The sequence below is a fragment of the Micromonospora pattaloongensis genome (assembly GCF_900107255.1).
GTDB classification, from domain to species: Bacteria; Actinomycetota; Actinomycetes; order Mycobacteriales; family Micromonosporaceae; genus Micromonospora_I; species Micromonospora_I pattaloongensis.
The window spans coordinates 327,236-345,192 of the sequence record NZ_FNPH01000001.1 but is presented as its reverse complement, the minus strand read 5'-3'; the positions used below and the strand labels follow the sequence as shown (position 1 = coordinate 345,192).

At 71.8% G+C, this 17,957-nt stretch carries 18 protein-coding genes; 10 read left to right on the top strand and 8 right to left on the bottom strand.

The genetic code is table 11. From position 1 onward, the window contains the following. Nucleotides 1-11 precede the first annotated feature (11 nt). Nucleotides 12-782, top strand: coding sequence for an isoprenyl transferase (locus BLW47_RS01690; protein ID WP_091550505.1), 771 nt, complete (start codon nt 12-14; stop codon nt 780-782). 43 nt (nt 783-825) lie between these two features. Here the strand turns inward: BLW47_RS01690 and otsB are convergent, their stop codons facing one another. The 3 genes from otsB to BLW47_RS01675 all read right to left on the bottom strand — a co-directional run bounded on the left by otsB (nt 826) and on the right by BLW47_RS01675 (nt 2,721). Then, the gene (otsB, locus tag BLW47_RS01685) at nt 826-1,650 is read right to left on the bottom strand and encodes a trehalose-phosphatase (protein WP_091550503.1); all 825 of its coding nucleotides are present in this window, start codon (nt 1,648-1,650) and stop codon (nt 826-828) included. Nucleotides 1,651-1,747: 97 nt separating this feature from the next. Beyond that, nucleotides 1,748-2,116, bottom strand: a complete 369-nt coding sequence (locus BLW47_RS01680; protein ID WP_091550501.1) for a hypothetical protein — start codon at nt 2,114-2,116, stop codon at nt 1,748-1,750. Between the two features lie 164 nt (nt 2,117-2,280). Next, the gene (locus tag BLW47_RS01675) at nt 2,281-2,721 is read right to left on the bottom strand and encodes a helix-turn-helix domain-containing protein (protein ID WP_091550499.1); all 441 of its coding nucleotides are present in this window, start codon (nt 2,719-2,721) and stop codon (nt 2,281-2,283) included. 264 nt (nt 2,722-2,985) lie between these two features. Between BLW47_RS01675 and BLW47_RS01670 the strand changes: the two genes are divergently transcribed. The 6 genes from BLW47_RS01670 to BLW47_RS01645 all read left to right on the top strand — a co-directional run bounded on the left by BLW47_RS01670 (nt 2,986) and on the right by BLW47_RS01645 (nt 8,414). Then, complete coding sequence (locus BLW47_RS01670) at nt 2,986-3,330, top strand: hypothetical protein (protein WP_091550496.1); 345 nt, start codon at nt 2,986-2,988, stop codon at nt 3,328-3,330. A gap of 25 nt (nt 3,331-3,355) precedes the next feature. Further along, entirely contained in the window at nt 3,356-3,688 is a 333-nt protein-coding gene (locus tag BLW47_RS01665; RefSeq protein ID WP_091550494.1) for a hypothetical protein, read from the top strand. 410 nt (nt 3,689-4,098) lie between these two features. Continuing rightward, the gene (phoH2, locus tag BLW47_RS01660) at nt 4,099-5,514 is read left to right on the top strand and encodes an RNA 5'-3' helicase PhoH2 (RefSeq protein ID WP_091550491.1); all 1,416 of its coding nucleotides are present in this window, start codon (nt 4,099-4,101) and stop codon (nt 5,512-5,514) included. 331 nt (nt 5,515-5,845) lie between these two features. Next, complete coding sequence (locus BLW47_RS01655) at nt 5,846-6,526, top strand: aggregation-promoting factor C-terminal-like domain-containing protein (RefSeq protein WP_091550488.1); 681 nt, start codon at nt 5,846-5,848, stop codon at nt 6,524-6,526. Between the two features lie 156 nt (nt 6,527-6,682). After that, on the top strand, nt 6,683-7,342 hold the full coding sequence (locus BLW47_RS01650; RefSeq protein WP_091550486.1) for a rhomboid family intramembrane serine protease: 660 nt from the start codon (nt 6,683-6,685) through the stop codon (nt 7,340-7,342). A gap of 103 nt (nt 7,343-7,445) precedes the next feature. Then, nucleotides 7,446-8,414 carry an NAD(P)/FAD-dependent oxidoreductase gene (locus tag BLW47_RS01645; protein ID WP_091550483.1) on the top strand — a complete coding sequence of 323 codons (969 nt, stop codon included), beginning with the start codon at nt 7,446-7,448 and terminating at the stop codon, nt 8,412-8,414. 17 nt (nt 8,415-8,431) lie between these two features. On the opposite strand, the gene BLW47_RS01640 is transcribed toward BLW47_RS01645, so the two are convergent. Further along, nucleotides 8,432-9,415 carry a DMT family transporter gene (locus BLW47_RS01640; RefSeq protein WP_091550480.1) on the bottom strand — a complete coding sequence of 328 codons (984 nt, stop codon included), beginning with the start codon at nt 9,413-9,415 and terminating at the stop codon, nt 8,432-8,434. Then, the gene (gene glpX / locus BLW47_RS01635) at nt 9,412-10,443 is read right to left on the bottom strand and encodes a class II fructose-bisphosphatase (RefSeq protein ID WP_091550477.1); all 1,032 of its coding nucleotides are present in this window, start codon (nt 10,441-10,443) and stop codon (nt 9,412-9,414) included. Before glpX ends, BLW47_RS01640 begins: the two co-directional genes overlap by 4 nt. Before the next feature lie 157 nt (nt 10,444-10,600). Between glpX and BLW47_RS01630 the strand changes: the two genes are divergently transcribed. After that, on the top strand, nt 10,601-11,194 hold the full coding sequence (locus tag BLW47_RS01630) for a DUF4245 domain-containing protein (protein ID WP_091550474.1): 594 nt from the start codon (nt 10,601-10,603) through the stop codon (nt 11,192-11,194). 74 nt (nt 11,195-11,268) lie between these two features. Here BLW47_RS01630 and BLW47_RS01625 read toward each other — a convergent pair whose 3' ends face one another. Further along, entirely contained in the window at nt 11,269-11,481 is a 213-nt protein-coding gene (locus BLW47_RS01625; protein WP_091550471.1) for an exodeoxyribonuclease VII small subunit, read from the bottom strand. Nucleotides 11,482-11,524: 43 nt separating this feature from the next. After that, on the bottom strand, nt 11,525-12,745 hold the full coding sequence (xseA, locus tag BLW47_RS01620) for an exodeoxyribonuclease VII large subunit (RefSeq protein WP_091550468.1): 1,221 nt from the start codon (nt 12,743-12,745) through the stop codon (nt 11,525-11,527). A gap of 206 nt (nt 12,746-12,951) precedes the next feature. On the opposite strand from xseA, the gene BLW47_RS01615 reads away from it, so the two are divergent. Next, entirely contained in the window at nt 12,952-13,980 is a 1,029-nt protein-coding gene (locus tag BLW47_RS01615) for a 4-hydroxy-3-methylbut-2-enyl diphosphate reductase (protein ID WP_091552347.1), read from the top strand. Between the two features lie 76 nt (nt 13,981-14,056). Continuing rightward, a complete protein-coding gene (locus BLW47_RS01610) occupies nt 14,057-14,443 on the top strand; it encodes a hypothetical protein (protein ID WP_091550466.1) in 387 nt (128 codons plus the stop codon). 68 nt (nt 14,444-14,511) lie between these two features. On the opposite strand, the gene BLW47_RS01605 is transcribed toward BLW47_RS01610, so the two are convergent. Beyond that, nucleotides 14,512-17,769, bottom strand: coding sequence for a S8 family serine peptidase (locus BLW47_RS01605; RefSeq protein ID WP_245736268.1), 3,258 nt, complete (start codon nt 17,767-17,769; stop codon nt 14,512-14,514). Between the last annotated feature and the right edge of the window lie 188 nt (nt 17,770-17,957).

Here is a 17,957-nt window from a genome sequence, read left to right as displayed (position 1 = left end):
GTCTGCTGGGGATGACTCTGCGGGACCTGCTCTACTCGGTATATGAGCGGCGCTTGACGGCGAAGCTGGCCGGCAAGCCGGTGCCGCGGCACGTCGGCGTCATGTGCGACGGCAACCGCCGGTGGGCGCGGGAAATGGGGTACGTCGATCCCAACGACGGCCACCGCGTCGGCGCAGCCAAGATCAAGCACGTGCTGAACTGGTGCGACCAGGCCGGCATCGGACACGTCACCCTCTACCTGCTCGCCACCGACAACCTGCGCCGGCCGGCGAGCGAGCTCGACCCGCTGCTGCAGATCATCGAGGACCTCGTCACCGAGCTCGCCGAGGACGGCAACCCGTGGCGGCTGCGCATGGTGGGCGCGCTCGACCTGCTCCCGGCGCAGACCGCGGTCGCGCTCAAGGCCGCCGAGGAGCGCACCCAGGGACGGGCCGGCGGCGCGCAGGTCAACATCGCGGTCGGGTACGGCGGGCGGCGCGAGATCGCCGACGCGGTGCGGTCGTTGCTGCAGGAGCATGCCGCGGCCGGCGGCACCATCGAGGAGCTGGCCGAGGTCCTTGACGTGGACCACATCGCGGAGCACCTCTACACCCGCGGTCAGCCGGACCCGGACCTCGTCATCCGGACCAGCGGCGAGCAGCGGCTCTCCGGTTTCCTGCTGTGGCAGTCGGCGCACTCCGAGTTCTACTTCTGCGACGTCAACTGGCCGGACTTCCGGCACGTCGACTTCCTGCGCGCCCTGCGCTCGTATGCCAACCGCCAACGCCGCTACGGCGCCTGACCGCCGTTGCGCGGCGGACGGGCGGGGTGTGGCGGGGAGAGAGTCAGGTGAGGGCGCGGACGGCGGAGGTCAGGAAGTCGCCGAGCGCCTCAGGGGACTCGATCGTGATGTCGGCGGCGGAGGAGACCTCCTGGCCGGTCTCCGGGTTGGCGACCGCCACGCACACCCCGAAGAACTCGGGATCGGCCTGTTCCCGGGCGCGCAGCGCGGTGAACGCCTTGATGTCCGAGACGTCGTCGCCGAAGTACCACGCGCAGCCGGCGGACTTGACGGCCTCGCCGATCACCATGCCCTTGTCGCGGTCCACCGGCGGCTTCAGCTCGACCACCATCCGGCCGGCCTGCACGCGGAGCCCGAGCCGTTCGGCCTGGGCGGCGCCCCACGCCTCGATGACGGCGGACGTCTCGGGGGCGGTCCGGTAGTGCAGGGCGACCGAGAGCCGCTTGTACTCGACCAGCGTCCCGGGCGGTAGCTCGGCGCGTGCCCGGTCGGCGAGCTCGGCCATCGGACGCACCCACGGCAGCGCCATCGGCTCGGTGACGGTCGGCCCGGCGTCGTGGCTGTGCTCGAGGCCGTAGAGGCCGTAGAGGTCGACGTGCGGCACGGACGAGAACTGTTCGCGGAGGAATTCGACCGGTCGGGCGGAGACGATCGCGATCCGTTGGACCACCCCGGCAAGGGCGTCGATCGCGGTGAGCACGTGGGGGGCCGGCTGCACGGCGGTGGGGTCATCCATCACCGGGGCCAGCGTGCCGTCGAAGTCGAAGAACAGCAGACAGCGGGCTGCTCGCTCACTGGTCACCCGCCAGGCCTGCTCGGCGGTGAGGGGACGGGTCAGGCTGAGGTTGCCCGCGTTAGACGGCCGCACGGCCGCCAGCGTACCCGCATGTCACCTCCACTATTCCGAGGATGAACCGGTCAGTATTCCTGGGGATCAACCGGTCAGTATTCCGAGGATCGACCGGTCAGTCGTCCCCTCCGGTCATCGCCCGCCGCCCGTGCATCCGGGGCGCCATCTGGACCACCGCGGCGTCCTGGCCGTGGCTGAGCAGATAGCCCTCGACGAAGCCGGCGTTGCGGTCGCCGGTGTGGTTGTCGAGCTCGTTGAGGCGGGCGACGAGGAACTCGGTGAGCGCCGTCATCCGGCCGTTGAGCCGGTCGTGCAGGTCGGCGATGACAGCCACCAGCGCGCCCACCGAGGCGCACGCGATGGCGAACATGTTCACGACGATCGGCACGTCGCCGGCCCGGAGCACCGCGACCAGAACGTTGGCCGTGGTGCAGAGCGTCACCGCGACCGATGACACCACAATCGCTGTCCACTTGAGGGCCATGGACGAGACCCCTCCTTCTGTCCCGCAGGGCTTGTGTGCGGCTTTGTCCCGTCCCCCCGCCGTCGACGAGCCCAAGCAGTACGGAGAGGCACGCTAGCGTGACGGGGCGTGTATGCGGGGCCGAACGCGGGGTCTCGGGCAGGGTTCTTTCGCCATCTGCGCAACTACCCGGCGCGTTTGGGGCCTCTGCGGGGTTCGGCCGGAAGCGGGGGCCGGTAGGCGAGGTACCGAACGGTCTCTCGAATGTGGAACTTCTCCGCGTCGGAGACGTTCGGGTCGACCAGCCGGCGCAGCAGCGCCTCCACGTCAGGGTCCATCGGGGGCGCCGCGGGGACCGGTCGGGCCGGCGCCGTGCGGTCCCACCCCAGTACGCCGAACGCCACGAGCGGGTCGATGCCGAGCCCCTCGCAGAAGGCGACCACGCGTTCCGCCTCCGGGTCGCTGGCCCACTCGCCCCGTACCCACCGATTGACGGTCTGGCGGGAGACGCCGGTGCGGCGGGAGACCTCGGACCCGGTCCAGGCGCGGGTCTCCCGGGCGTCCTTGAGCGCTTTGCGTACGAAGGCGGCAAACGCGATCTTCCGCCCCGCAGAGCTGTCGGGCATCGGGTGACGGTACGACCCGTTCTCGGGGCCACCCGCGCCATGATCCGGTTTGTATTGCGTACGTGACAGTTGTTCACGCCGCTCCGATAACCATGTCTTCCTTGAAATGAGGGGTGGCACACGGACAGACTAGTTCGACGTAGGGCCGGCGCTAATCGTCCGAAAAGCTGATGCTGTCACGCATACGTGACGTCTTAGGCTGTGTCACGTGCTTGAGACGATCTGTGGTCAGAATCGTCACTCCTACGGGACAGGAGTGAAGCGGTGACGGAACTCGCTACCCGTGCCCAGGCATTCGGGTTGATCGCTGAAGGGGTGGCCGCCGGACTGAGTGCCCCCTGGCGGATGTACCTCGCCCGGGGCTGCCGGTACCTCTCCCTCAACGTCGGAGACCGGGCGGAATGGAACTCGTGGCGCGCGCACCTGGGTTGTCCGGAGCTGAGCGTCCGAGTCTACGACGCGGGCGGCGAGATCCGGCGGGCATCGATCGCCGAGGTGGTGCTCGACGGCTGTCGAATCAGCGTCGAGCTGGTGGAGGAGGTGAGCACCCAGGACGTGGACCGGCTGCTCACCGACGACCCCATGTCGTTCGAGTCGGAGGAGACATGAGCCGGGCGCGAGCGGGGGAGCGCGCATGAGCCCGTTCTTCGCGATCTTCCTGGTGTTGCTGCTCGGCTCCTCCAGCTACGCGGCGGGACGGCTGCACGGACAGCTCAGCTACCGGATCGGGTACCGCTTCGGGTACCGGCAGGGTTATTTCGACGGCGACCGGGGGGCCTGGAACCGCCGGCGTCGGGAGGCGCAGGCGGCTATCGCCTCGGTGTTGGCGGTGCCATCACCCACGACACCCAACAACGCCCACACCGCCGTGCGTCGAGGAACGACGTACACGGGCGCCTCTTTCGCGGGGGCCGCGACCAACGGCGGACGGCACTCCACCGAAGCGCTCGCCGGGCGGCAGTTGTAGCCGGCGACGTGGTGGGGTGAGCGGTCACCCGCGATCGCGGTGCGTTGTCCGCGGCGGACACGCACCGTGCGGGATCACCGTCAGACCGGTGATGGTGATCCCATCGGCCGGGATGCGCGCAGGGGGCACGCATCCCGGCCGTCCCTCCCGGCCGGCCGGGGACCCCGCGGGGTCCCCGGCCGGCCTCTCCTCGTGCGTGCGGTGAACTGTTGATGTTGAGGGCTGTTTGCTCTAGCCCGAATCGGTCTCCGGCCGCTAGCGTCTACGCATGGCGCGGGGTTCTCCCGGGCCAGCCGGCCGGCCCGGACCTGCGACGTTGCGCCACGGGGCCCGCATCCGACCCCGTGCGCCGGGCACCGGACGTGGCGGAATGCGGGCGGAGGCGGATGCACGCCCGCCGGAGCAGGCCTGTGACGACTCGCCGTACCAACTCCCGGGCCAACTCGGACCCGACCGCCCCTTCGGCCACCGGCCGCGCCCGCAACGGTCGCCGCCGCCCCGCCGGTACCGCCGACGACCGTCCGGAGCCCGCACCAGCGGCGCGGGCCTACGTCCTCGATACCTCTGTCCTGCTCTCCGATCCGGCGGCGTTCCACCGGTTCGCCGAGCACGAGGTCGTGCTGCCGCTCGTGGTGATCTCAGAGCTGGAGGGGAAACGGCACCATCCCGAGCTCGGCTGGTTCGCGCGACAGGCGTTGCGCGTCCTCGATGAGCTCCGCGTCAAGCACGGGCGGCTCGACCAGCCGGTGCCGGCCAACGACCTCGGCGGGACGCTGCGGGTGGAGCTCAACCACGCCGACGACGGCGCGCTGCCGCCGGGATTCCGCAACGACTCCAACGACACCCGGATCCTCTCCGTCGCGCTCAACCTCGCCGCCGAGGGCCGCGACGTGACGCTGGTCAGCAAGGACATGCCGCTGCGGGTCAAGGCCGCCTCGGTGGGCCTGACCGCCGACGAGTACCGGCACGGCCAGGCGAGCGACGCGACCTGGACCGGGATGGCCGAGCTGGCGCTCGGCGAGGAGCAGATGACCCAGCTGTACGGCGGCGACGCGCTCGACCTCGACGAGGCCGCGGCGATGCCCTGCCACACCGGGCTGGTGCTGCACTCGCCGCGCGGCTCCGCGCTCGGCCGGGTGCTGCCGGACAAGACGGTCCGGCTGGTACGCGGCGACCGGGAGGCGTTCGGGCTGCGGGGCCGCTCGGCCGAGCAGCGGGTCGCGCTCGACCTGCTGCTCGACGAGTCGATCGGGATCGTCTCGCTCGGCGGCCGGGCGGGGACCGGCAAGTCGGCCCTGGCGCTCTGCGCCGGGCTGGAGGCGGTGATGGAGCGGCGGCGGCACAAGAAGGTGATCGTGTTCCGGCCGCTCTACGCGGTGGGCGGTCAGGAGCTCGGCTACCTGCCGGGCTCGGAGGCCGAGAAGATGTCGCCGTGGGCGCAGGCCGTCTTCGACACGCTCGGCGCGGTGGTGCACGAGAACGTGATGGACGAGGTGATCGCGCGCGGGATGCTGGAGGTGCTGCCGCTGACCCACATCCGCGGGCGCAGCCTGCACGACGCGTTCGTCATCGTGGACGAGGCTCAGTCGCTCGAGCGCAACGTGCTGCTCACCGTGCTCTCCCGGATCGGTCAGGGCTCGCGGGTGGTGCTGACGCACGACGTGGCGCAGCGGGACAACCTGCGGGTGGGGCGGCACGACGGTGTGACCGCGGTGATCGAGGCGCTGAAGGGGCACGCGCTCTTCGCGCACGTCACGTTGACCCGGTCGGAGCGGTCGCCGATCGCGGAGGTCGTCACGGATCTGTTGGAGGATCTCCCCCGATAGGGGAGTGCTCGGCTTTCGTGTTGTCCTGATTCGCCCCGATAAGCGGCGTGTCCAACGTCACATTAGGCGTGTGCGGTTTTCCATCCGCCCCACGGTGCGCGATGGTGTCTTGCGAGCGTCCACCCGCCAGAGACATCGACCCCGGTCGAACGTCGACGGCGGTGGTCCGGCCGACTCGACAGAGCCGGCGGGTCGCGATCTGCGAGGATCGCACGCTCGCGACGTAGCCGATGCGCTGCCGGCCGTCCCCTCCCGGGGCCGGCCCGCCCGCGCCGGTCCCGATCGGACCGTGGTCGCGTCGTGTCCTTGCCCCCGACGAAGGGACCACTTCGTGAGTCGGCTGTTGAGCCGGTTCGGTGTCCGGGCGCTCGCCGTCACCCTGCTTGGTGTGGGTGTCGTCGGCGGCTACTACCTCGGCGACAACCGGAAAGTGCAGCAGCAAGCGGTCCACGCCGAGTTGGCCTCCCGGGCCGACCGGGCAGAGCAGCAACTGATGAAGGACCAGCACCGCGCGCAGATGGTGACCACCGCCGAGCGCCGGGCGGCCGAATACGAGGCGGCGCGCAAGGCCGCCGCGGTCGCCAAGGCGGAGGCCGAGCGGGCCCGGCGCGCGGAGGAGGCGGCCAGCCGCAAGAAGCGCGCCGCGGCCGCGAACGCCAGCACCGCGACGAAGCCGTACGCCGGGCCGATCCCGGCCTCCTGCAAGGAGTACAGCGGCAACCGCGCGATCGGGTGCGCCCTGCTGCTCGACAGCGGGTTCAAGCTGGACCAGATGCCGTGCCTGGACAAGCTCTGGACCAAGGAGAGCGGCTGGAACCACCGCGCGAGCAACCCCTCCACCGGCGCGTACGGGATCCCCCAGGCGCTGCCGGGCAGCAAGATGGGGTCCGCCGGCGCCGACTGGCAGAGCAGCCCGGCCACCCAGATCGAGTGGGGCCTCGGCTACATCAAGGACCGGTTCGACACCCCGTGCGGGGCGTGGTCGCACTTCCAGAACACCGGCTGGTACTAAACCACCGGCTGGTACCAGACCACCGGCTGGCACCAGCCGTTCGGCGACAAAGCGGGGCACGAACCGTCGGTTCGTGCCCCGCTTTCCGATTGCCCGGGCGGTGTCCGACGGGCACTCGGGTGGCAGCGGCCGAACGGACCTGATAGCTACTTGAGGATGGTCTTCGACGCGGCGTCCGGTGGTGGCGATCCCAACCGGTTCGGCACCGAGGCGTTCTACGCCTCCCTCGGCCGGGCCTTCGTGGCGATGTGCGCGGTGGTACCGGTGCTCTTCGCCATCGAGGCCCTGGACGTCTGGCTGGCCGGAAACTTCGACGTCGCGGTCGGCATCGTCCCCTGGAACCTCGAGGGGCTCGACGGCGTCTTCTTCGCGCCGTTCCTGCACCACGGCTTCGACCACCTCTACGGCAACAGCGTGCCGCTCATCCTGCTCGGCACGTTCGTGCTGGCCCCGGGCCCGCGCCGGTTCCTCTTCTCCACCCTGGTCATCATGTTCGTCAGCGGGCTCGGTGTCTGGTTCACCGGTTCGCCGAACACGGTGGTGGTCGGCGCCAGCGGGGTGGTCTTCGGTTACCTCGGGCTGCTGCTGATGCGGGGCATCGTCGAGCGCACCTGGTGGAATTTCGCCGTCGTGCTGCTGGTCGGCCTGCTCTACGGCTGGCAGTTGATCGGCATTCTTCCGACCGACACACGGGTGTCGTGGCAGGGGCATCTGTTCGGCTTCCTGGGCGGCCTGCTGGCGGCGATCCTGTTCCGCCGTAAGCGGCCGAGGAACGACGATCCGTACGCCCCGGAATCCACCCTTTCGCTGTCGTAGTCGGTGCGACCGGTTGCCGGACGCGTCTTGTCCGTCGCCGACGGACCCCCTAGCGTCTGCATCAGCGAGCGCTGATCCACGTCCGGAAGGCGGCGGTGAGCAGATGCGCGAGGTCGATGTCGCGATAGTGGGCGCCGGCCCGGCCGGCCTGTTCGCGGCCTACTACGCCGGATTCCGCGGCCTGTCGGTCACCGTTATCGACGCGCTGCCCGAGCCGGGCGGCCAGATCACCGCCATGTACCCCGAGAAGGTCATCTACGACGTCGCGGGGTTCCCCTCGATCAAGGGGCGCGACCTGGTGGCCAATCTGGTCGCCCAGGCCGCCCCGTTCGGGCCGCGGTACCTGCTCGGGGCCCGGGCCGAGAAGCTCTCCTACGTGGACGGCAGGCCCCTGCTCGGCCTCGCCGACGGCGAGGACGTGCACTGCGGCGCCATCATCGTCACCGGCGGGCTCGGCAGCTTCACCCCGCGGCCGCTGCCGGCGGCCGCGGCGTTCGCCGGTGAGGGGATCGTCTTCTTCGTGCCCCGCCTGGCCGACCTCGCCGGGCAGGACGTGCTGATCGTCGGCGGCGGCGACTCCGCCTTCGACTGGGCCCTGGCCCTGCAGCCGCTGGCCCGTTCCGTCACGCTCGTGCACCGCCGCGAGAAGTTCCGGGCGCACGCCTCGACCGTGGCCCGGGTCCGCGAGCTGCCCGTGCGCCTCGTGGTCAACGCCGAGGTGACCACGATCCACGGCGACGGCCGGGTGGCCGGGGCCGACATCACCGTCAGGGGCGGCGGCACGGAGACGGTGCGCGCGGACACGGTCGTCGCCGCGCTCGGCTTCACCGCCGACCTGGGCCCGCTCGCCGAGTGGGGACTGGAGCTCGACCGTCGGCACATCAGGGTCGACAGCGCGATGGCCACCAACCGGCCGCGCATCTTCGCGGCGGGCGACATCACCGAATATCCCGGCAAGGTACGGCTCATCGCGACCGGCTTCGGCGAGGCGGCGACCGCGGTCAACAACGCGGCCGTCGTCATCGACCCCGCCGCGCACCTCTTTCCCGGGCACTCCTCCGACGCGGGCTGACCCCGCGCCGACGACGGTCAGGCGCGGATCTTCGGGCGGCCGGTGCGGGCCGCGGCGATGGTCACCGCCAGCAGCGCCAGCGCGGCGCCGACCAGCGTGGTCGGGCCCGGCCGTCCCGCCGCCGGCGGCGCGATCAGGTCCAGTCCCACCGCCCCCACGATCTGACCGGCGATCGTGGCCAGACCGAGCAGCAGCACGCCGGTCAGCGGGACCACAGCGGCGGCGATCGCGATGAACACGATGCCGATCGGACCGCCCAGGTAGAGCCACGGCTCACGCGGCCACGAACCGGTCGGCCAGCCTCGCGCGGCCACGTCCACGGCGTACGCGGTCAGCAGCCCGCCGGTGCCGACCGCGAAATTGATCAGTGTGGCCGCCAGGGTGCTCCGGGCCGCGACCCGGACCCGCCCGTTGACCGCCTGCTGCCACGCGATCCCGACGCCGGCGAGCGCGGGCAGCACCGCCAGCGCCAGCGTCGCCGGGTTACCCAGGCGTTCGCCGACCGCCAGGAGCACGGCCAGCACGGTCAGCACCGCGCCCGCCAGCCGGGGCCCGGTGACCGGCTGCCGCCCGGTCGGGCCGATGCCGGCCCGGTCCACCGCGAGGCTGCTGGCCGACTGCCCGGCGACCACCGCGACCGTGAAGACCGCGACCCCCAGCGCGTGCACGGTCAGCCCCTGGGTTGCGACGAGGAACGCCCCGCACAACCCGCCGAGGCACTGCCACGGCCGCAGCGACCGGTCCCGCAGCGCGTCGCGCACCGCGCGCAGTCCCCGGCGACCCGTCGGAGTCGCCGGGACCAGGACGAGCAGTACCAGCAGGCCGACGCCGAACGACACGGTCGCGGCGGCGACCCCGTCGCCGAGGCGTACCCCGAGCTCGCCGTTGATGCGCGACTGCACGGCCACGCCCACCCCGGAGAGCAGGGCGAGCGCGACCCCCACCGTCCGCCGCGAAGCGGCGGTCCGCGGCCCGGACGTCCGGACGTCGCCCGCCGTCATTCCTCGGTGGCCAGGGGACGGCCGTCGAAGTCCACCGCCGAGTAGCGGGCCAGCTTCTCCAGACGGTGGTACGAGTCGATCACGCGGATCGTGCCGCTCTTGGAGCGCATCACGATCGACTGGGTGTAGGCGCCGCCCGAGCGGTAGCGGACGCCGCGCAGCAGGTCGCCGGAGGTGATGCCGGTCGCGACGAAGAAGCAGTTGTCGCCCTTGACCAGGTCGTCGGTGGTGAGCACCCGGTCCAGGTCGTGCCCGCCGGCCAGCGCCTTCTCCCGCTCGGCGTCGTCGCGCGGCCAGAGCTTCGCCTGCATCGCCCCGCCCATGCACTTGAGCGCGCAGGCCGCGGTGATCCCCTCGGGGGTGCCGCCGATGCCCATCAGCACGTCGACGTCCGACTCCATCCGCGCGGCGGAGATCGCGCCGGCGATGTCACCGTCGGAGATGAAGCGGATGCCCGCGCCCGCCGCCCGTACCTCGCGGACCAGGGACTCGTGCCGCGGCCGGTCCAGGATGCAGACCGTGACGTCGGAGATGCCGGAGTTCTTCACCTTCGCGATGCGCCGCAGGTTCTCCTTGACGCCCGCGTTGATGTCGATGACGTCGGCGCAGTCCGGCCCGACCGCCAGCTTCTCCATGTAGAAGACCGCGCTGGGGTCGAACATCGCGCCCCGCTCGGCGACGGCGAGCACGGCCAGCGCGTTCGGCATGCCCTTGCTCATCAGCGTGGTGCCGTCGATCGGGTCCACGGCCACGTCGACCTCGGGGCCGGTCCCGTCGCCGACCTGCTCGCCGTTGAACAGCATGGGCGCGTTGTCCTTCTCGCCCTCGCCGATCACGACGACGCCCCGCATCTGGATCGAGTTGATCAGTTTCCGCATGGCGTCGACGGCGGCGCCGTCGCCGCCCTCCTTGTCGCCGCGGCCGACCCAGCGGCCGGCGGCCATGGCGGCGGCCTCGGTCACCCGGACCAGGTCGAGGGCGAGGTTACGGTCGAGGTTCTGCGGCGTACGGGTCGTCGGTGCGGTCATGGCGGGGCCTCCTCGCGACGGTGCGGGGCGGTCTGCGACGGCGGGGTCCGCCGCCGGCAGCTATGGGAGGAATCCTGACATGACAGTCGTCGGGTAGCCCGTTCGGGTCGAGGGCGGTCCACAAAACGGCACGGAGTCGGCCTGCGAAAATGGCGGGGTGAACCCCGCCAAGCCTGCCGTTCGGTCCTCCGTCGATCCCGGCGCTCCCGTCGGCCCCGGCACGTCCGCGCCGGCCGCCCCGGAACGGTCCGGGCGGTCGCCGAAGGACATGGCGATCTCGCTGCTCGTGATCCTGTTGCCGATCGCGGTGCTGTTCGCCGCCCACCGGTTCCTCCTGAACGGAGACCAGCCGGTGGTGGTCGACCCCGCGCCGGCGGTGGCCCAGGCCCGCTCCGCGAACGCGTTCCCGGTGAGCGAGCCGCGCGGTCTGGGCGAGGACTGGCGCTCTATCGCCGCGAGCTTCCGACAGGTCGAGGGCGGACGGACGCTGCGGATCGGGTACGTGACCCCGAAGGGCGCGGGGGTGCAGCTCGTGCAGAGCACCGTGCCGGTCGAGAAGTTGCTGCCCGCGGAGCTGTCGGACTCCGCGCGGCCGGAGGGGCCGATCGAGCTGGGCGGGCGGAACTGGCTGTGGTACGCGGCGCGCCCCGGGGAGCGGGCGTTGGTGCTGCTCGAACCCGCACGGACGCTGGTGATCGTCGGTGACGCCCCCGAGACCGAGCTGACCACCCTGGCCGCCACCGTGACCTAGCCCGCGGGTAGCCGGGCATCGGGAGTCCCGGCGCCGGCATCGACAGGGGCGGCCAGGCCGCCCCCGTCCGCGTCTTAGGACGCGGTCTCGCGCGACTGGCGGACCGCGTCGAGCCGCTCCCGCGCCCCGTCCAGCCAGCGCTGGCAGATGTCGGCGAGCCGTTCGCCGCGCTCCCAGAGCGCGAGCGATTCCTCCAGCGAGCTGCCGCCCGCCTCCAGCCGCTCCACCACCGAGGCCAGCTCGGCGCGGGCCTGCTCGTAGCTGAGCTTCTCGTCGGGGGCGGTCACCTGGTTCTCCTTCGTAGCCGGTCGGGCAATTGCAGCACAGTTCCTAGCCGTCCACCGTCGCGGCCAACTCGCCGTCGGCGAGGCGGACCCGCAGCGGATCGCCGGCGGCCACCTCGGCGGGGGCGCGCAGCACGTGCCCGTCCGCGCGTTGCACGATCGCGTACCCCCGTTGCAGGGTCGCGGCCGGCGACAGCGCGCGCAGCCGGGCCAGCGTGTGCCGCAGCTCCTCGTTGGCCGCGCCGAGTTGGTGCCGCAGGCAGCGGGCGGCGCGGTCGCGCAGCGCCGCCACGTCCGTGGCGCGCTGATCGAGCATGACGTGCGGGCGCGCGAGCACCGGCCGGGACCGCAGCGCCTCGATCCGGTGCTCCTCCCGGTCGAGCAGGCCGGTGACCGCGCGGTCGAGCCGCTGCCGGGCCAGCCGGATCAGCCGCACCTCCTCGGCCAGGTCGGGCACGATCCGCTTGGCCGCGTCGGTCGGCGTGGAGGCGCGTACGTCGGCCACGTAGTCGACGAGCGGCGCGTCGGTCTCGTGGCCGATCGCGCTGACCACCGGCGTACGGCAGCCGAAGACCGCCCGGCACAGCGCCTCGTCGGAGAAGGGCAGCAGGTCCTCCACGCTGCCGCCGCCCCGGGCCAGGATGATCACATCGACGGTCTCGTCGTTGTCGAGCACCTTGAGCGCGTCGACGATCTGCGGCACCGCGCCCGGCCCCTGCACCGCGACGTTGATGACCCGGAACTCCACGGCCGGCCAGCGCCGGCGGGCGTTGGTCAGCACGTCACGCTCGGCCGCCGACGCCCGCCCCGTGATCAGACCGATCCGGGTGGGCAGGAACGGGGGACGCCGCTTGCGGGCCCGGTCGAAGAGCCCCTCGGCGGCGAGCAGCTTCTTCAGCTTCTCCAGTCGCGCCAGCAGCTCGCCGAGCCCCACCTGCCGGATCTCGTCGGCGCGCAGGCTCAGCGTGCCCCGCGCCGCGTAGAACTCGGGCTTGGCGTGCAGCACCACCCGCGCGCCCTCGGCGAGTTCCGGGGCGCCGGCGTCGAGCACGTCCCGATTCGTGGTCACGGTCAGGCTCAGGTCGGCCGAGGGGTCGCGAAGGGTGAGAAACACGGTGGCCGCGCCGGGGCGGCGACTGATCTGGGCCACCTGGCCGTCGATCCAGACCCAGCCCAGCTTGGCGATCCACGCGCTCAGCTTCTGGCTGACCACGCGGACCGGCCACGGCTCCTCCGACGTGCTGCGGGCTGCCTCCGGTTGCGTCACCCGGCCAGCCTACGGCGACCGCCCGCCAGCCCCCCGCACCCGCCACCGCACCCCGCGCCCCGCGCGTTTCCCGGGTTGATCAAGGGGCCGGCAGCGGGAACGGGCGGCCAGGGCGCTGTCGGCCCCTTGATCAACCCGGCGCGGTGGGGGTGTGGTGGGGGGCGCGGGTGGTGGGGGTGGGTCCGCGGGGCACGTACGATGGCCGGGTGACCGAGGCTCAGGCGACTTCCGAGACCCGCAAGCGCGTGCTGCTGGCCAAGCCCCGCGGCTACTGTGCCGGCGTTGACCGCGCCGTGCAGACGGTGGAGGAGGCGCTGAAGCTCTACGGCGCGCCGATCTACGTGCGGAAGCAGATCGTGCACAACAAGCACGTGGTCTCGACGCTCGAGCGGCAGGGCGCGATCTTCGTGGAGGAGAACGAAGAGGTGCCCGAGGGCTCGATCGTGATCTTCTCGGCGCACGGCGTCGCACCCGAGGTCTACGAGCAGGCGCGGGAGCGCTCGCTGAAGGCGATCGACGCGACCTGCCCGCTGGTGACGAAGGTGCACCACGAGGCGCGCCGGTTCGCCGCCGAGGACTACGACATCCTGCTGATCGGCCACGAGGGGCACGAAGAGGTCATCGGCACCGCCGGTGAGGCGCCCGCGCACATCCAGCTGGTCGACGGACCCGAGGGCGCCGACAAGGTGACGGTGCGCGACCCCGCCAAGGTGGTGTGGCTCTCCCAGACGACGCTCTCGGTCGACGAGACCATGGAGACCGTCGCGCGGCTCAAGCAGCGCCTGCCGCTGCTGCAGTCGCCGCCGAGCGACGACATCTGCTACGCGACGCAGAACCGGCAGCACGTCGTGAAGGAGATCGCCGCGGAGTGCGACGTGGTCATCGTCGTCGGCTCGCGTAACTCGTCGAACTCCGTGCGCCTCGTCGAGGTCGCGCTGGACGCCGGGGCCCGCGCCGGTCACCTGGTCGACTACGCGCACGAGATCGACGACGCGTGGCTGGCCGGGGCGACGACGGTCGGCGTGACGTCCGGCGCGAGCGTCCCGGACGAGCTGGTCATGCAGGTGCTGGACCACCTCGCGGCCCGCGGGTTCACGGACGTCGCGGAGGTGACCACCGCGGACGAGCGGCTGACCTTCTCGCTGCCGCAGGAGCTCAAGCGCGACATGAAGGCGGCCGCCGCGGAGCGCGCCAAGTCGGCCGCCGCGCTGGCCGCGACCGTCGCCGACGCCTGACGGCCGCGGCATGGCGGACTTCCACGAGCGCGACCGGCGGGGGAACGCACCTCGTGGTTCTCGCGTCATACCGGCCATGAGAAACATCCGCATCGCCGTGCCCGTGTTGCTGGCGTGCCTCGCGCTGACCGCGTGTGGCCAGGCCGGCACGGGCACCTCCGACCCTGCGACCGAGCCCGGAGGAGCCACGGTGACGACCTCGCCGAGCCAGCCGACGCCCAGCGACGCCGCACCCCCGACGAAGGGCAGCCCCTCCGGTGCGACCACGACGCTGACCGGCACGATCACGCCCGGCGTCGAGCCCGGTTGTCTCCTGCTCGACGGCTACCTGCTCGTCGGCGGTCCGACCGACGTGCTGCGCGACGGCGCCCGGGTGACGGTGACCGGTCGGGTGCAGCCCGACGTGATGACGACCTGCCAGCAGGGGACCCCGTTCATGGTGGAGAGCGCGAAGACCGCCTGACAGCCGTACGAACACAGCGCCCGCCCCCGGGATCGGGGGCGGGCGCTGTGCCGTTCAGGTACGCCGCGTCAGTTGACCGCGCCGATCAAGACGCCGCCGCGACCCACGACCGCGCCCTCCTCGGTGACGACCGTCATCTCACCGAAGAGCTTGCGGCCCGCGGGCGGCACCGACGCCGCCGTCACGGTCCCGCTGATCGTGGCCGTGCTGCCGTTGCCCAGCGTCGCCGTCGTGCCCGACACCTCCACCGCGCCGAGCGCGGCCGAGAAGAAGGCGTCGCGGTAGTCGTACTGGGTGGCGCCGGCCGGCACCTCGTACGCGATGACCTCCACCTGGTAGACGCCCGGAGCCGGATTGGTCAGCGACACCGCTTCCTCGGAGTCGCCGTCCGCGGCGCGGCCGACCTCCCGGCCGCCCAGGTACACGTAGAGGTCGAGGTCGGCGCCGAGGTCACTCGGGTTGCCGATCGCGACGTCCAGCCGGGTGGCCCCATCGGGGACCGTCACCTGGTACGTCTGGGTGGCCTTGTTGTCGATGTTGGGCCGGCTGGTCAGCGAGCTGCCGAGCGGGCCGCCCCGACCCGTGACCTTGACGGGGCCGAAGGTGTTCGTGACGCCCCAGCTGACCGGGCTCGCCTGACCGGCGGTGACGGCGGGCAGCTCGATCGTCGCGGGCTCCACGGTCACGCCCTGCACCCGCGCCTGCAGCTGGAACGGGTTGTCCAGCGCCGGCGAGGTACGCCGCGACTCCACCTGGATCTCCCACACGCCGGGCAGCGGGTTCTGGTAGTCCCGCTCCTGCGGCTTGCAGACGTTGGCGTCGGAGAAGTTGGTGAAGCAGGCGAGGCTCGAGGTGCTCTCCACCGGCAGGCCGTAGGGGTTGTACGCGATGAACCGCGTCTGCGACCCGGTGGCGGTGCCGGAGAGGTTGACCTGCAGTGCCGACGCGCCCTGCGGCACGGTCACGAAGTACGACGTGAAGCCGTTGCGCTGCACGGTGCCCTCGGTGGCGAAGGAGTACGCCGGCTTCGCCAGCGACTCGGCCGCCACGACCGTGTTGAGCACCTCGAAGTCGACGGTGGACGTCGACCGGTCGTCGATCCGCATGATGGCGCTGTGCACGCCCGCGCGCGGCTTCGCCGTAACGGTGATCTCGACGGTCTTGTTGAGCGGCAGCGACACCGCGCCCGGCGTCCTGAACGTGCCGTCGTTGCCGACCCAGCTGACCGTGTGCACGACCGGGCGGTTCGGGCCGCTGGTCCGGGTCACCTTCACCACGTACGACTTGGTCTCGCCGACCTTGTGGCCGCCGGCGTCCGCGGCGCACCGGTTGTAGACGCCGGTGCCGCGGTGCGGGGTGGCCAGGTACTGCGAGATCGGGGTGCAGACCGGCGCGTCCACGGTGTAGCTGCGGGTCTCGACGCCGCCCTTGAGCAGCTTCCACGCGCCGTTCACGTTGAACATGCCGTAGCCCTGACCGTGGGCCGGAACGCCGTCGATCCAGGACGCCGAGTTGTAGATCGCCCGGCGCAGCGCGGCGGGGGTGACCCCCTTGTCCGTCGCCTTGGCGGCCGACAGCAGCAGCGCGGCGGCGCCGGTGGCCTGCGGGGACGCCATCGAGGTGCCGTTGAGCATCTGGTAGCCCGGCGGCAGCCCGTACCCGGCCTCCGCGGCCGGAGCGCCCGGCTGCCACAACGGGGCGGTGGAGATGGCCGAGCCCGGAGCGGTGATGTTCGGCTTGAAGCCGCCGTCCTCGCGGGGGCCGCGCGACGAGAAGTTGAACAGCGCGTTCTTGGCCTTGACGACCGAGCCGTAGTTGGCGAGCCACGTGTCCTTGCTGATGCTGGCCGCGACGCTGACCACGTCGGCGGCGACCGACGGGTCGCCGACGCTGTTGATGCCCGGACCGGAGTTGCCGGCCGAGATGAACAGCTGGACGCCGTGGTCGTTGATCAGCCGCTGGTAGAGAACCGCGCGGTCGTTGTTGCCGTCGTTGAGCGCCGGCAGGCCGCCGATCGAGACGTTGATGACGTCCACCTTGCGGTTGACGACCAGGTCGACCATGCCGTCGGTGAGGGCCGCGTAGGTGCAGCCGCCGCCCCAGGAGCAGGCGCGGGCGGAGACGAGCTTGGCGCCCGGCGCCGCGCCGTCGAAGGCGCCGTTGCCCAGCATGTCGTTGGCGGCGGTGATGCCGGCGACGTGGGTGCCGTGCGCGCTCTCCAGGATGCCGATGTTGACGAAGTCGTAGTACGGCCCCGGCTTGTTGTCGTCCGGCGCGACGTCGACGTTCTTCCGGTGCTCCACGACGAACGGCATCTGGTCGCGCACCGGGGTGTCCGGGTTGTCGGTGCCGAAGTGCCCGACCTGGAACTTCTCCCGGTAGGGGCGCATCACCTCGTCGTCGGTGAAGTCGTTGTTCTGGTTCACGTCGACCCGGACGTCACCGTTGGCGGGGTTGTAGAGGACACCCCAGGTGTCGGTGCGGTCCCCGTCGCGGTTGACGTCGCCGGCCGGGGCGCTCGCCGCGGTGATCGACTCGGAGAAGCGGTTGATCCGCCAGGTGCCGGCCGGGGCGGTCCAGGTCGCGCCGGCGTAGCTGAACGACGGGCCGGTGACCTCGGTCGCCATGGCGCGCCAGGACGCGTCCTCCAGCGGGTCGGTGGCGGTGACCCAGTCGACGATCTTGCGCTCGCCGGTCGTGGTCTTCTGCAGCGCCGGGTGGTCGAGGTCCACACCGGAGTCCATGATGCCGATCGTCACGCCGCGGCCGTCCCAGTTCGGGTGGCTCTTCACGAACGAGACCGCGCCGGTCTCGTTGGTCGGCATGTACGGGTTGGCGGCCGGGGTGTCCGCGCCCGGTCCGGGCAGCGTCTGCTGCGTGGCGGCGCGCACGCCGGGCCGCGCCTGGGGCATCGGGTCGGGCAGCGGGATCGCCTCGTTGAGGTCCAGCGCGGCGACGCCGGGGAGTTGTGCGGCCTTGCGCACGGCGGCGGTGGGAACGCGGGCCCGGATGTAGCCGACCGAGTCGACCTGGTTGGCGACGGTCGCGCCGAGCTTCGTGAGCTCACCGGCGACGTCCTTCGTCTCGCCCTTCTCGGTCACGACGAGGACCGTGACGCCGCGCTCGCCCTTGGCCTCGGCCTCGGCGAGCAGTTCGAGGTCGCGGGGGCCGAGCGGGTCGCTGGGGGCGCCCTTGAGGACGTCGGCCTCGGTCGCCGGCGGGTCGGCGCTGGCGGGGGTGCCCGACAGCGTCACGGCGCCGGCCGCGACGACCGACGCCAGCAGCGCCGCCGAGGTCCGGCGGCGCCAGATGGGGGATCTAGTCACGTTCTCTCTTCCTCCGGAGAACTCCGCCCCTGAATGCAGGGCAACTGGGACCGCATCTTTCGCGCCCCGGCAATCGCTGTCACTAGCAGGACAAGCGTTGTGACGAGGCCGTGACATAGATGTATTCGCATCACCCGTGGGGCGATGTGTCCGATTCGTCGCGCTGCGTGATCGCCGGTGCGGCGCCC